At 70.4% G+C, this 12,817-nt stretch carries 9 protein-coding genes and 1 pseudogene; 7 read left to right on the top strand and 3 right to left on the bottom strand.

Annotated elements, in window-relative coordinates:
- Positions 1 to 48: 48 nt before the first annotated feature.
- The 4 genes from KV102_RS11695 (at position 49) to KV102_RS11710 (ending at position 5,588) form a co-directional block, all read left to right on the top strand.
- Positions 49 to 927 carry a DMT family transporter gene (locus KV102_RS11695; RefSeq protein ID WP_220346380.1) on the top strand — a complete coding sequence of 293 codons (879 nt, stop codon included), beginning with the start codon at positions 49 to 51 and terminating at the stop codon, positions 925 to 927.
- Between the two features lie 217 nt (positions 928 to 1,144).
- Positions 1,145 to 2,113, top strand: coding sequence for a CoA ester lyase (locus tag KV102_RS11700; protein WP_220343881.1), 969 nt, complete (start codon positions 1,145 to 1,147; stop codon positions 2,111 to 2,113).
- Positions 2,114 to 2,160: 47 nt separating this feature from the next.
- Positions 2,161 to 3,357, top strand: a complete 1,197-nt coding sequence (locus KV102_RS11705) for an acyl-CoA dehydrogenase family protein (RefSeq protein WP_220343882.1) — start codon at positions 2,161 to 2,163, stop codon at positions 3,355 to 3,357.
- A 101-nt stretch (positions 3,358 to 3,458) separates the two neighbouring features.
- The gene (locus KV102_RS11710; protein ID WP_220346381.1) at positions 3,459 to 5,588 is read left to right on the top strand and encodes an ATP-dependent DNA helicase RecQ; all 2,130 of its coding nucleotides are present in this window, start codon (positions 3,459 to 3,461) and stop codon (positions 5,586 to 5,588) included.
- Between the two features lie 10 nt (positions 5,589 to 5,598).
- Here the strand turns inward: KV102_RS11710 and KV102_RS11715 are convergent, their stop codons facing one another.
- Positions 5,599 to 5,988, bottom strand: a complete 390-nt coding sequence (locus tag KV102_RS11715) for a hypothetical protein (RefSeq protein ID WP_220343884.1) — start codon at positions 5,986 to 5,988, stop codon at positions 5,599 to 5,601.
- Between the two features lie 340 nt (positions 5,989 to 6,328).
- Here KV102_RS11715 and KV102_RS11720 point away from each other — a divergent pair, with 340 nt between their 5' ends.
- Positions 6,329 to 7,198, top strand: a complete 870-nt coding sequence (locus tag KV102_RS11720) for an excalibur calcium-binding domain-containing protein (RefSeq protein WP_220346382.1) — start codon at positions 6,329 to 6,331, stop codon at positions 7,196 to 7,198.
- 30 nt (positions 7,199 to 7,228) lie between these two features.
- Here the strand turns inward: KV102_RS11720 and KV102_RS11725 are convergent, their stop codons facing one another.
- Both KV102_RS11725 and KV102_RS11730 read right to left on the bottom strand, forming a co-directional pair.
- Positions 7,229 to 9,619, bottom strand: a complete 2,391-nt coding sequence (locus tag KV102_RS11725; RefSeq protein ID WP_220346383.1) for a phosphoketolase — start codon at positions 9,617 to 9,619, stop codon at positions 7,229 to 7,231.
- A complete protein-coding gene (locus tag KV102_RS11730) occupies positions 9,616 to 10,908 on the bottom strand; it encodes an acetate/propionate family kinase (protein ID WP_255560907.1) in 1,293 nt (430 codons plus the stop codon). The genes KV102_RS11725 and KV102_RS11730 overlap by 4 nt, the downstream gene beginning before the upstream one ends.
- A gap of 125 nt (positions 10,909 to 11,033) precedes the next feature.
- Here KV102_RS11730 and KV102_RS11735 point away from each other — a divergent pair.
- Positions 11,034 to 11,501, top strand: a pseudogene (locus KV102_RS11735) (general stress protein); the annotation flags it as partial.
- Positions 11,502 to 11,728: 227 nt separating this feature from the next.
- Complete coding sequence (locus KV102_RS11740; protein ID WP_301021478.1) at positions 11,729 to 12,787, top strand: DUF2332 domain-containing protein; 1,059 nt, start codon at positions 11,729 to 11,731, stop codon at positions 12,785 to 12,787.
- The last annotated feature ends 30 nt before the right edge of the window (positions 12,788 to 12,817 follow it).

Here is a 12,817-nt window from a genome sequence, read left to right on the forward strand (position 1 = left end):
CGGCGGCCGCGTCGGCGGTACGGCGGCCGCGCCACGCATACTGCGCAGGTGACCGTCATCCTCGCCGCCGTCGCCGTGCTCGGCGTCTCGCTGTCCGGACCCCTGATGGCGGGGACGCAGGCGCCCGCGCTCGCCATCGCGTTCTGGCGCAACGCCCTCGCCGAGGCGGTCCTGATCCCGGTCGCCGCAACCCGCAACCGACGCGAGCTGAGGGCGCTGACAGCGGTCGACGTCCGTACCTGCCTGTTCGCCGGAGCCGCGCTCGCCGCGCACTTCGCGACGTGGATCAGCGCGCTCAAGCTCACCTCCGTCGCGGCCGCGACGGCGCTGGTCTCGATGCAGGTCGGTTGGATCGCGCTGATCGACCGGCTCCGGGGCAGACACGTCCGGCTCGGTGTCGCCGCCGGGTTGGCCGTGTCGTTCTCCGGCGTGCTCGTCATCACCGGTGTCGACCTCAGCCTGTCGCGCGAGGCCGTGCTGGGGGACGGGCTGGCGCTGCTCGGGGGCCTGAGCGCGGCGATCTACACCGTCGCGGGGGCCCGGGCGCGGGAGACGCTGTCGACGACGTCGTACACGGTGCTCTGCTACGGCGCGTGCGCTCTGATCCTGCTGGTGGCCTGTCTGGTCTGGCGGGTGCCGTTGGTCGGGTTCGAGACCACCGCCTGGCTGGGCATCCTCGCGGTGACGGTGACCGCCCAGCTGCTCGGGCACTCGGTGATCAACCACCTGCTCGCGGTGATGAGCCCGATGGTCGTCTCGCTGGTGCTCCTGCTCGAGGTCCCGGGGGCGGCGCTGCTCGCCACCGCGATGCTCGGGCAGGCGCCGGGCCTGGGGGTCTACGTCGGTCTGGCCCTGATCATCGTCGGGCTCGCCGTCGTCGTGACGCGGCGCCCACCGCGCCGTACCGAGGTGCCCGACGCCGACTGACCCGCACCCCCGCACCCCGCGCCCATCGCCCCCACCCATCCGCGCGATTCGGTGAGGAGATCGGGGGTTCTGGCCCGAGCGGAGTCGATCTCCTCACCGAATCGCGGGGGGGGGGGGGGGGGGAAGGGGGGCACACGGGCGCGGCGGGTTCAAGTCGTTAACAGTGCTCGTCGGTACAGTCAGCCCTGATCCCGTCCCCGCAGCACCGAGGTGACCCGTGTCTGTCGAAAACAAGGCCTTGCGTTCGCGGCGCTCCTGTCTCGCCGTCCCCGGCTCCAACCCGCGCTTCCTGGAGAAGGCCAAGGGTCTGCCCGCCGACCAGGTCTTCCTCGACATCGAGGACGCGGTGGCCCCGCTCGCCAAGCCCGACGCACGCAAGAACATCGTGGCCGCGCTCAACGAGGGCGGCTGGGGTGACAAGGTCCGGGTGGTCCGCGTCAACGACTGGACGACGCAGTGGACCTACCGTGACGTGATCGAGGTCGTCGAGGGCGCCGGCGCCAACCTCGACTGCATCATGCTGCCGAAGGTCCAGACCGCCGAGCAGGTGGTCGCGCTCGACATCCTGCTGACGCAGATCGAGACCACGATGGGCTTCGAGGTCGGCCGCATCGGCATCGAGGCGCAGATCGAGAACGCCCTGGGCCTCACCAACGTCAACGCGATCGCCGCGGCCTCGCCGCGCGTCGAGACGATCATCTTCGGCCCCGCCGACTTCATGGCCAGCATCAACATGAAGTCGCTCGTCGTGGGCGAGCAGCCCCCGGGCTACGACGTCGGTGACGCCTACCACCACATCCTCATGAGCATCCTCATGGCGGCGCGGGCGTACGACAAGCAGGCCATCGACGGCCCCTACCTCCAGATCCGCGACACCGAGGGCTACCGCCGCGTCGCCTCGCGGTCGGCCGCGCTCGGTTTCGACGGCAAGTGGGTCCTGCACCCCGGCCAGGTCGACGTCGCCAACGAGGTCTACAGCCCTCGCCAGGAGGACTACGACCACGCCGAGAACATCCTCGACGCGTACGACTGGTTCACCTCCGAGGCCGGTGGCAAGAAGGGCTCGGCCATGCTCGGCGACGAGATGATCGACGAGGCCTCCCGCAAGATGGCGCTCGTGATCTCGGCCAAGGGACGCGCGGCCGGCATGCAGCGCACCACGACCTGGCAGCCGCCGACCGACTGAGGTCGTCGCACCCGCCAGCCCCGCCGTACGGAAGAAGAGAGAACACCATGGGCCGCCTGGTCACCACCGACGGACTGACCGACATCCAGCAGGAGATCCTCAAGACCGTCCGCGACTTCGTGGACAAGGAGATCCTCCCGGTCGCGACCGAGCTGGAGCACAAGGACGAGTACCCTCAGGCCATCGTCGACGGCCTGAAGGAGCTCGGCCTGTTCGGGCTCACGATCCCCGAGGAGTACGGCGGCCTCGGTGAGTCGCTGCTGACGTACGCGCTGGTGGTCGAGGAGATCGCGCGCGGGTGGATGAGTGTCTCCGGCGTCATCAACACGCACTTCATCGTCGCCTACATGCTCATGCACCACGGCACGGAGGAGCAGAAGCAGAAGTACCTCCCGCGGATGGCGACGGGCGAGGTGCGCGGTGCGTTCTCGATGTCGGAGCCGTCGCTCGGCTCGGACGTCTCGGCGGTCGCGACCAAGGCGACCAAGCAGGACGACGGGTCGTACAGCATCACCGGCCAGAAGATGTGGCTGACCAACGGTGGCTCGTCCAACCTCGTCGCGGTGCTGACCAAGACCGACGAGGGTGCGGACTCGGTCTACAAGAACATGACGACGTTCCTGATCGAGAAGGAGCCCGGCTTCGGCGAGACGGCCCAGGGGATCACCGTCCCCGGCAAGATCGACAAGATGGGCTACAAGGGCATCGACACGACCGAGATGATCCTGGAGAAGCACCAGATCTCGGCCGACCAGATCCTCGGCGGCGAGCCCGGCAAGGGCTTCTACCAGATGATGGACGGTGTCGAGGTCGGTCGCGTCAACGTCGGCGCCCGCGCTGTCGGCATCGCCAACCGCGCGTTCGAGCTCGGCATCGCCTACGCGCAGCAGCGCGAGACGTTCGGCAAGCCGATCGCCCAGCACCAGGCGATCCTGTTCCGGCTCGCCGAGATGGGCACCAAGGTCGAGACGGCGCACGCGATGGTCGTGCGCGCGGCGCGCAAGAAGGACGCCGGCGAGCGCAACGACGTCGAGGCCGGCATGGCCAAGATGGTCGCTTCGGAGTACTGCAACGAGGTCGTCGAGGCGTCGTTCCGCATCCACGGCGGCTACGGCTACTCCAAGGAGTACGAGATCGAGCGGCTCTACCGCGAGGCGGCGTTCATGCTCATCGGCGAGGGCACGAGCGACATCCAGAAGATGATCATCGGGCGCAGCCTGCTGAAGGACTACAAGCTCCGCTGACCGCCGCCGCGTCCCGGGTGCGAGCGCCCGGGACGCGGACGGACGGACGACCTGGGGACTCCGTACGCCGGGTGTCGCTGCGCGTGCGTACGGTGGACACCATGCCCCCCACCGCCGCTCCGTCCGCGCTGTCACCCTCTCGCGCCGCTGTCGCCGACCGTGTCATCGGTGCTCTCGCGGGGCCTGGTGCGAGCCTGCGCGGCGACCAGGTCGCCGCGGTCACCGCCCTGTGCGAGCCGCGCGCCCGCGTGCTGGTCGTCCAGGCGACCGGATGGGGCAAGTCCGCGGTCTACTGGGCGGCGACGGCGATCCGCCGCGACGAGGGCGCTGGCACGACGCTCGTCGTGTCCCCGCTGCTCTCGCTGATGCGAGACCAGGTCGCGGCCGCAGCCCGGGCCGGTCTGCGGGCCGAGACGCTCAACTCCTCCAACGTCGAGGAGTGGTCCCGGATCGAGCAGGCGCTGCGGGCCGATGACGTCGACGTCCTGCTCGTCTCGCCCGAGCGCCTGGCCAACCCGGGCTTCGGGCGCCGGGTGCTCGACGCTCTCGCGGGCCACATCGGGCTGCTGGTCGTCGACGAGGCGCACGCGGTCTCCGACTGGGGTCACGACTTCCGCCCCGACTACCGTCGCGTCTCCGACGTCCTCCAGCGGCTCAATCCCGACACCCCGGTGCTCGCCACCACCGCGACCGCCAACGCCCGGGTCACCGACGACGTGGCGACGCAGCTCGGTGACGAGACGCTCGTGCTCCGCGGACCGCTCGCGCGCTCGAGCCTCGAGCTGTCGGTCGTCGACCGGTTGTCGCCGCTGGAGCGATACGCCTGGGTGGTCGACCACCTTCCGACGCTGCCCGGGTCCGGGATTGTCTACGCGCTCACCGTCGCGGATGCGCATCGGCTGACTGCCGCGGTCCGCGCGGTCCACGGTGACGCGGTGCCGGTCGCCGCCTACACGGGCCAGCTCGAGGCCGCCGAGCGCGAGCAGCTCGAGGACGCCCTGCGCGACAACCGAGTGAAGGCGCTGGTGGCGACCTCGGCGCTCGGGATGGGCTACGACAAGCCCGATCTCGGGTTCGTCGTGCACGTCGGTGCGCCGCCGTCGCCGGTGTCGTACTACCAGCAGGTCGGCCGTGCAGGGCGTGCGATCGAGCACGCCCACGCGGTGCTGCTGCCCTCGGGGGCCGACGACGGAGTGTGGGACTACTTCGCGACCGCCACCATCCCCGTCGCCGAGCAGGTCGAGCGGCTGCTCGAGGCGATGGCCGACGCCACGGTCGACGCGCCGGCCACCGTGGTGAGCCTCGAGGCCGAGACCGGCCTGCGGCGCGGGCGTGTCGAGCTCATGCTCAAGCAGCTGGCCGTCGACGGCGTCACCGAGCGGGTCGAGCGCGGCTGGGTGCGGACCACCACGCCGTGGTCGTACGACCGTGAGCACTACGACGGTGTCGTGGCGGTACGCCGTCGCGAGGCCGACATCATGCGCGCCTACACCCGTGGTGAGCGTTGCCTGATGCAGCTGCTCCAGGAGTCGCTGGACGATCCGGAGGCCGCCCCGTGCGGCCGCTGCTCGGTGTGCCGCGAGACGCTCCCCGAGGGGTTGGCGGCAGCCCCACGGGCCGAGACGGTCCGCACGGTGGCGGGGGTGCTGCGTGGTGAGGACCACCTGCTCGAGCCCCGCAAGATGTGGCCGGGCGGCTCCTTCGGCGTACGCGGGCGGATCGCCCCCGACCGTGCGGTCGAGCCGGGCCGTGCGCTCGTGCACGCCGACGCCCCCGAGTGGCGCGAGGCGGTCCGGGAGATGTTCGCTCGAGACGCGCCGGCGCCTCAGGAGGTGCTCGACGCGTGCGTCCAGGTCCTCGCTCGCTGGCGCTCGCAGTGGAGGTCTCGCCCTGAGGTCGCCGTGGCTCTGCCGGCGGCCGGGTTCGCCGAGCTCTCCGGCAGCATCGCCGACCACCTCGCCGCGGTGGGACGGCTCGACCGGGCTCACCTCGCGGTCGAGGCGCACCCGTCCGCGCAGGAGATCCGCGAGCTGACCTCGTCCGACGAGGCGGCGCTGTGGCGCGACGCGGTGACGGTGCCGAGCGAGACCGCGGCAGCGGTCGCCGGCCGTACGGTGTTGCTGGTCGTGGACGCCTCGGCGTCACAGTGGCCGATCACGGTGGTCGGCGGAGCTCTGCGGGCGGCCGGGGCGTCGGCCGTGCTCCCGCTCCTGGTCCACCGTCGCGTGTGACCCCGGCGCCTCATCGCACGCCCACCCGGTCCCACCCGGTGACGAAGTCGTACATCGCCTCCGTCAGCCCGTGGTCGTGGGGCGAGGATGGGCGCCACCAGACGTCCAGCATCACCCACGCCAGCGCGCCGGTGCCCTTCTGGCTGCGGCCGAGCCTGCGGCGGACGGTCGTCGCGCCGTAGATCAGTCCTACCGGCAGCACGAGTGCGTGGGTCGCGTCCTCGACCGGCGGCCTGGCCGGCAGGATCCAGCCGGCCGTCACCGGCTTGCGCGACGTCGTGTACGTCATCAGACGGCCCTGCGTGCTCGCGACCCGGTTGTACACGTCCTCGGTGGGGATACGGCGGTGCTCGCAGGCGCTGATGAACGCCTGGACGTTCTCTCGTGCCTGGCTCTCCATGCCGGGAGGCTACGGGCGCCGTGTTACATCCGCGTCACAGCATGGTCGGCAGCACACGCCGTGTGCTGACTGTCACGCTCGAAGGTTCGGTCCGCCGATCGGGAGGCTCTGACAGTGGGCTGGCCTCGCGACACCACGACGGTGAGAACGTACGGGAGCCCTTGTGTGGGCGATTAGTCTGGTTTTGGCCCTTTCTCGGGGTGAGTCCGATCGCTGACGTGCGTCGGCTGCGCCCCCTGCCCCCGGGGGGCCGCGTGGTCGAGGTCCGGCGTGAGCTGATGCGCCATGCCCGTGCCGCGCTGCACGAGGGGCGTGCCGCCGCTGCTCGAAGGAGACCATCGTGAAGAACGCTGTCCGCGCGCTCGCGCTCGTGGGGTGTCTGGCGCTGATCGGCGCCGGGCTCTCGTCCGCCAGCGCGACACCAGTGCCGACCGCCACTCCCAGCGTGGCCGACGCGAAGAGGGCCAGCACGATCTCGGCCAAGACCCTGCTGAAGAGGCTGACGGTGCGCAGCGAGACGCGCGCCGGCTACGCGCGCGCCAAGTTCGGCCGCGGCTGGAAGGCACAGGGGAAGGGCTGTGACACGAGGGCCGTCGTGCTCAGAAGCGAGTCGAGGTCCCGCACCACACAGACCCGAAACTGCACGATCAAGCGCGGCAAATGGCGCAGCCAGTACGACGGCCGGGTCGTGCGACGTGCCTCCAAGCTCGACATCGACCACCGTGTGCCGCTGGCCGAAGCCTGGGACAGCGGCGCCAAGAAGTGGACCAAAAAGACCCGGATCGCCTACGCGAACGACCTCGGATATGCCGAGTCCCTCGTCGCGGTGACCGCGCGCTCCAACCGGGCCAAGGGTGACGGCGACATCGCCCAGTGGCTGCCCAGCAAGTCCAGGTGCTCCTACACCGCCCGCTACGTGGCCGTGAAGTACCGGTGGCGGCTCGCCGTCGACAAGCGTGAGAAGCGGGCCATCACCCGCGTGTTCTCCCGCTGCGGTAGGCGCGGCCTGAAGGTTGCCAAGCCCGGGCGGGCGAGCGTCAAGACCGGCGGAAACAGCGCACCCGCGCCGCCGCCCTCGAGCAACGATCCGCGCTTCGGCACGTGCGGCGTAGCCATCGCCCATGGCTACGGCCCCTATTACCGGGGGAGGGACCCGGAGTACTCCTGGTACATCGACCGCGACAGGGACGGCATCGTCTGCGAGCGGTAAGCGCGTCGGACGGCGAGGGGCACGCGGGGATCAGGTGGCCGGGTTGAGAACCCAGTCCTTCACCTCGGGCATGTCCTCGAGGTGCTCCCGCACATAGGTGCGGTGCCTCTCGAGCATCTGCTGGCAGTGCTCCCGCAGCTCCTGCGCGTTCTCCGGCGTCGCGTGGGCGTTGTTGAGGACGTCTTCGACGAGCTGGTAGCGCGACATGTGGTTGAGCACCGTCATGTCGAAAGGCGTCGTCGTGGTGCCCTGCTCGATGAAGCCACGGACGTGGAAGCGGTCGGCGTCCGGCCGGCCGTGCACCAGCTTGTGGATCGCGCCGTGGTAGCCGTGGAAGGCGAAGAGCACGTCCACGTCCTCGGTGAAGAGCGCGGCGAACTCCGACTCCGACATCCCGTGCGGGTGGTCCTTCTGCCGCGGCAACGTCATGAGGTCGACGACGTTGACCACGCGGACGGTGAGGTCCGGCACCCACTCCTTGAGCAGCTGCGCCGCCGCGACCGTCTCCGCCGTGGGCACGTCGCCGGCGCACGCCATCACGATGTCGGGCTTCTTGGAGCCGTCGTCGTTGCCGGCCCACTCCCAGATGCCGGCGCCCTTCTCGCAGTGCTCGGCGGCCTCGTCGATCGAGAGGTACTGGAGGTGAGGCTGCTTGTCGATCGCGATGAGGTTGACGTACGACCGGGACCGGAAGCAGTGGTCGGCGACCGACAGCAGGCAGTTGGCGTCCGGCGGCAGGTAGACCCTCGAGACGATGCCGCGCATGTTGAGCACCACGTTGATCAGCCCCGGCCCCTGGTGCGAGAAGCCGTTGTGGTCGTTGCGCCACGTCGTCGACGTCAGCAGGATGTTGAGGCTGGGGATCTTCGCGCGCCACGGCAGGTGGCTCGCCTCCTCGAGCCACTTCGCGTGCTGCACGGTCATCGAGGCGCTCACCATGGCGAACGACTCGTACGTCGCGAACAGACCGTGACGCCCGGTCAGGGTGTAGCCCTCGAGCCAACCCTGGCAGTTGTGCTCGCTCAGGACCTCCATCACCCGTCCGTCGCGGGAGAGCTTCACGTCGTCCGGCGTGACCCGCTCCATGAAGGCGCGGTCACTGACCTCGAACACCGCTCCGAGCCGGTTGGAGTTGGTCTCGTCCGGGCAGTAGAGCCGGAAGTTGTCCGGGTTGTCGCGATAGATGTCGGCCATCATCGCGCCGAGGACGCGGGTGTTCTCGAAGCGTTCGGCGGCGGGGTTGAGGACCTCGATCGCGTAGTCGGTGAACGGCCGCAGGGCGAGGTCTTTCGTGAGCACCCCGCCGTTGGCGACCGGGTTCGCGCTCATCCGGAGGTCACCCTCGGGGTTGTTCGCCTCGACCTGAGCACTCGGGTGTCCGTCGGGGAACAGCTCGTCCGGCCCGTACGACCGCATCCACGACTCCAGGATCGCGAGGTGCTCCGCGTTCTGACGGACATCAGACATCGGCACCTGGTGCGCGCGCCAGGTGCCCTCGATCGTCACGCCGTCGACCTCGTGCGGGCCCGTCCAGCCCTTGGGCGTACGCATCACGATCATCGGCCATCTCGGCATCTCGCCGTCCCAGTCACCGCCACGGGCGGCTTCCTGGATCGCCCGGATCTTGCCGTACGCCTCGGCGAGCACCGCGGCGAAGCGCTGGTCCATACCCGGCAGGTCGGACCCCTCGATCTCGAGCACGTCGTAGCCGTGGCCGGTGAAGAGCTCCCGCACCTCCTCGGGGGGCTTGCGGCCAAGCACGGTCGGACTGGCGATCTTGCCGTCGTTGAGGTGGAGGATCGGGAGCACGGCGCCGTCGCGGGCGGGGTTGAGGAACGAGATCCCCTTCCAGGAGCCCTCGAGCGGACCGGTCTCGGCCTCACCGTCTCCGACCACGGCGACCGCGAGCAGGTCCGGGTTGTCGAAGACCGCGCCGAAGGCGTGGATGAGGACGTAACCGAGCTCGCCGCCCTCGTGGATCGATCCGGGCGTCGTCACCGAGACGTGGCTGGGGATGCCGCCCGGTGTGGAGAACTGGCGGCAGAGCCGAGTCAGGCCCTCGGTGTCGAGAGAGACCTCGGGATAGACCTCGGAGTAGGTGCCCTCCAGGTAGCCGGCCGCGACCACTGCCGGGCCGCCGTGCCCAGGCCCCGACAGATAGATCGAGGACTGCCCGGTCTGGCGGATCAGCCGGTTCATGTGGGCGTAGACGAAGGACTGCCCCGGGCTCGTTCCCCAGTGCCCGAGCAGGCGCGGCTTGATGTCGTCGGCCGACAGCGGACGCTCGAGCAGGACGTTGCTCTTCAGGTAGATCTGGGCGACCGTGAGGTAGTTGGCCGCTCGCCACCACGCGTCGAGGGTGGCGACCTCCTCGTCGGTGGGGTTCGCGAACGCGGTCATGTCGATGGTCGTCTCGGTCATGCGTTCTCCTTGGCTTCGGAGTGGTCCGCTGCAGCGGCCGGTCGCGCGGGCGAGCCCGTCCGCACCAGGGCGACGGTGTGGTGCGCGATCTCGGCCTCCTCGTCGGTGGGCACGACCGCGACCCGGATCGGCCCCCCTCCGACGACGAGCCCGTCGTCGGGCACGGAGAGCGCGTTGCGCGAGAGATCGATCTCGATGCCGAGGTGCGCGAGCGGTGTGCACACCTCGGCCCGGAAGCTCGGGTCGTTCTCACCGATCCCCGCGGTGAACACGACGGCGTGCACGCCGGGGACGGTCGCGAGGTAGGCGCCGATGTAGTGGCGGATGCGGTACGCGGCGAGCGCGAGCGCTGCCCGCGCGTCCTCGTCGCCGGCCTCGGCGAGGGACTGAACCTTGGCCATGTCGGACTCGCCGCTGAGCCCGAGCAGACCGCTGCGTCGCTCGAGGAGGGTGGCGACCTCCGCTGTGGACATGCCGACCGTGTCCAGCAGGAACAGCACGGCGGACGCGTCGATGTCGCCGGCCCGTGTCCCCATGACGAGGCCGGACAACGGCGTGAAGCCCATCGACGTGTCGACGCTGCGTCCGTCGCGCACGGCGGTGATCGACGCTCCGTTGCCGAGGTGGCAGACGATGAGGTTGACCTCTGCCGGCGGGACGCCCAGCAACGCCGCCGTCCGCCCGGTGACGTACTCGACCGACGTCCCGTGGAAGCCGTACCGGCGCAGCTGGTGCTCGGCGGCGAGCTCCTGCGGGATCGCGAACGTGTAGGCCTCCCACGGGAGCGTCGCGTGGAAGGCGGTGTCGAACACCGCGACCTGCGGGAGGTCGGGGTCGCGCTCCTTCATCAGCCGGATGCACTCGACCGCGACAGGGTTGTGCAGGGGCGCGAGCGAGGAGAGCGCGTCGATGCGCGCCAGGATGTCGTCGTCGACCACGACCGGCGTGCTGAACTCCGTGCCGCCGTGGACGACGCGGTGACCTGCTCCGATCAGCCCGTCGAGGCGCGCGCCGGCCTCGTCGAACCGCTGAAACATCGCAGCGATCGCGTCGGCGTACGAAGCGCCGGGCAACGGTCTCTCGACGGGGTCCGACCCGGTCACCTGATAGCGCAGCGAGGTGCCGTCGTGGCCGATGCGGGAGACGATGCCCCGCCCCAGCCGCACCCCTGAGCTCGCATCGCGCAGCTCGTACTTCAGCGATGACGAGCCCGCATTGACGACGAGCACCGTCTCGTCCGGCATCCGGCCCTCCTTGGGCATCATCCGTGGCGCCGGCGGCACCCTCATCGTGTCAGTCTGTCGTCGCCCGCAGCCGCGCGCACGCCGAGAGACACGCCACCTGGACACTACATGCAGCGCACGCCGCAACTGATGTCACTAGGGTGAGGGACAGTCGAGAAAAAGGGGCAGCGATGGCGCAGCAGCAAGGCAGAGAAGGCTTCACGCTCGAGTACCCGCAGCACCTGGCGTACTTCGACAAGTACGTCGATGCGCAGCGCGCGGTGGACTACTTGTCGGATCAGCGGTTCCCGGTCGAGAACACGATGATCGTGGGCAGCGACCTCAAGCAGGTCGAGCGCGTCACGGGTCGCCTCACCTGGGGCAGGGTCGCAGGTTACGGTGCGGCGACGGGCGCCTGGCTGGGTCTCCTCCTGGGTCTGATCGTGGGCATCTTCGCCGAGCCGGGTCGTTGGCTCGCCGTGGTGCTGTCAGCCATCCTCATCGGTCTCGTCTTCGGCGTGATCTGGGGCCTCATCGGCTACGCGTTCACGCACGGACGCCGTGACTTCACCTCCGTCTCCCAGGTGGTGGCATCCCGGTACGAGCTCCTCGTCGAGCACAAGTTCCTCGCCGACGGGCAGCGGGTCCTCTCCGGGCTCATCCACCCGGCGACCCAGCAGCAGCCTCAGCACGCGGCGGACGTGGCACGGCCGGGAGGTCAGGGCCGCCAAGACCTGAGCCAGGGCCAGGACCCGAGCCAGGGCCAGGACCCGAGCCAGGGCCAGGACCCGAGCCAGGGCCAGGACCCGAGCCAGGGCCAGCCGCCGAGCCAGCCCTCGCCGACCCAGCCCCCGTCGACCCAGCCCCCGTCGGCCCCGCCAGGGGCGTGACCACGCCTGGCGTCGAACACGCTGCGCACGCGCTGGCCTGGCAGGCCCGGGCCTGCGGACGGCTCGGCTCGCCGATGTACGAGGGGATGCTCACGGCGCTCGCCGACGACGTCGTGGCAGGGGGACCGGCCCGCGCCGCTTTCGGTGACCTGGTGAGCGACGGGGCCGAGCTCCCCTCGGTGCCCGGCCTGCGCCTCGCGGGTGGGCTCCACCGGCTGGTTCTCGAGGGTGAGGCGCCGGGTCTCGAGGAGTTCTATCCGAGCGTCGGTGGCCGGTGGGATCTCGGGGGTGCCTGGCAGCACGTGCTGGCCGTGATCGATCAGCACGGCGCCACGCTGCGTCGCGCCCTCGACCTCACGCCGCAGACCAACGAGGTCGGACGCTCGGCCGCGCTCGTCGGCGGCCTGCTCCGGACCGCCGATCGGTTCGCGCTGCCCGTGCGACTGCTCGAGATCGGGGCGAGCGCGGGGCTGAACCTTCGCGCGGACCACTTCCGGTTCGGGTCGCCCTCGGGCTGGTGGGGCCCTGCGGACTCGCCTGTCGTGATGGCCGACGCCTGGGCCGGGCCGCTGCCGCCGGTGGACGCTCCGCTCGAGGTGGTCGAGCGACGCGGCTTCGACCTCGCGCCGCTGGACGTCGCGCGCGCCGAGGACCGACGCACGCTGGAGGCCTACACATGGCCGGACATGACCGAGCGGCTGGTCCGCCTGCGCGCGGCATGCGAGGTTGCGGCCGACGTCCCGGCCGTGGTCGAGCGCTCGAGCGCCGGGGACGCCCTCGACGCGGTCGAGCTGGAGCGAGGGGTGGCGACCGTGGTGTGGCACTCGGTGATGTGGCAGTACGTGGGCAAGGCCGAGCGCGCGCGGGTCGACGCCCGGATCGCAGCGCTGGCGGAGCAGGCGGATCCGGACCGCGTGCTCGCCCGCGTGACGCTCGAGGACAGTGGGGAGGTCGACGGGACGTATTCGGTGGTCCTCACGACCTGGCCGTTCGGCGAGGCCACCGTGATCGGTGCTGCCCCGCCCCATGGCTTGCCGACGACCTGGACAGGCTGACGAGACAGACACGGACGGGACAGACATGGA

The organism is Mumia sp. zg.B53 (genome assembly GCF_019550935.1).
Lineage (GTDB): Bacteria > Actinomycetota > Actinomycetes > Propionibacteriales > Nocardioidaceae > Mumia.